At 64.0% G+C, this 1,399-nt stretch carries 2 protein-coding genes and 1 pseudogene; all 3 read left to right on the forward strand.

Annotation, left to right across the window (positions count from 1 at the left end; translation table 11 throughout):
• A pseudogene (locus tag H8B02_RS47160) lies at window positions 1-275 on the forward strand (aquaporin family protein); the annotation flags it as partial.
• A complete protein-coding gene (arsC, locus tag H8B02_RS47165) occupies window positions 272-697 on the forward strand; it encodes an arsenate reductase (glutaredoxin) (protein ID WP_229172497.1) in 426 nt (141 codons plus the stop codon). The pseudogene H8B02_RS47160 and the gene arsC, both read left to right, overlap by 4 nt.
• Window positions 694-1,399, forward strand: a 706-nt coding sequence (locus H8B02_RS47170; protein ID WP_229172498.1) for an MFS transporter, incomplete at its 3' end; no start/stop codon positions are given. The genes arsC and H8B02_RS47170, both read left to right, overlap by 4 nt.

Below are 1,399 nucleotides of genomic sequence, written 5' to 3' on the forward strand. Positions count from 1 at the left end.
TCGCAACGATCATTGGTGGCCTCCGGTTTCGTGAGGCCGCAATTCCATGGCTGGTCGGGCTTTACATCACGGCCGCGTACTGGTTCACCGCATCCACATCTTTCGCCAATCCGGCCGTTGCCATCGCGCGATCGTTCACCGACACGTTTTCCGGCATCCGCGGGCAGGATCTGCCGGGATTCATCGTCGCCGAGGTTCTGGGAGCCATGGTCGCGCTGGCATTCATGACCTGGCTGCTGCGGGGCGCCGAAACCACCAAGGAAGCAGTCCGATGACGATCACGATCTACCACAATCCCGATTGCGGGACGTCGCGCAACACCTTGGCAATGATCCGCCAAAGCGGGCAGGAGCCCGAGATCGTCGAATATCTCAAGACGCCTCCCTCGCGCGACAAGCTGATCGCGCTGATCGCTGCCATGGGCATGACACCGCGCGCGCTGCTCCGCGAGAAATGCACGCCCTATGCCGCGCTCGACCTCGTCAATCCGAAATGGAGCGACGACGAATTGATCGATTTCATGATGGCGCATCCGATCCTGATCAATCGGCCCATCGTGGTCTCGCCGAAGGGCGTGAAGCTATGCCGGCCGTCCGAGGCCGTCCTCGATCTCCTCGCCGTTGCCGACATCGGCCGGTTCGTCAAGGAAGACGGCGAGGTGGTTTCGCCGAGGACGCCGGGTGCGCGCGCTGAATGAGCCGCCGTGCAGATAACCTCCTGATCGTCGCGCTCGGCACGACGCAAACCCTGGCCTGGGCGTCGAGCTACTATCTGCCGGCCATTCTCGCGGACCCGATTGCGCGGGACCTCGGCATATCCACGAACTGGCTGTTCGCCGCGTTCTCGATGGCGCTCGTGGTATCAGGACTGCTCGGCCCGCGCGTCGGCCGCCAGATCGACCGCATGGGCGGGCGCGAAGTGCTCTGTGCGTCCAATCTTATCCTGGCGTTCGGCCTGATCCTGCTCGGGCTTTCGCAAGGCCGCGTTCTGATGGCTGCAAGCTGGCTGCTGCTCGGCGTCGGCATGGGCCTTGGCCTGTATGATGCAGCCTTCGCGGCGCTCGGGCGCATCTATGGCAACACCGCACGCCGCTCCATCACCGGCATTACCCTGATCGCCGGGTTTGCCAGCACGATCGGCTGGCCGCTCACCGCGTGGGGCCTTGCAACCATCGGTTGGCGCTGGACCTGCTTCGGCTGGGCGGCTGCGCACATTCTGATCTGCCTGCCGTTGAACGCCTTCCTGGTCCCCAGGTTGAAGAGCGAGCATCGGATCGCAGCCGACACGCCAAAGCCGCATATTCCGATCGACCGCGCGATGGTGCTGCTCGCCTTTGCCTTCGCGGCCGCCTGGAGCGTCACGTCGGCGATGGCGGTTCATTTGCCGCGAATTCTGGAGG

The sequence above is a fragment of the Bradyrhizobium altum genome, from assembly GCF_020889705.1.
Lineage (GTDB): Bacteria > Pseudomonadota > Alphaproteobacteria > Rhizobiales > Xanthobacteraceae > Bradyrhizobium > Bradyrhizobium altum.

Excerpts from the sequence above, each read along its gene's own strand:
- arsC (WP_229172497.1), top strand. The coding sequence starts at position 272 with ATGACGATCACGATCTACCACAATCCCGATTGCGGGACGTCGCGCAAC.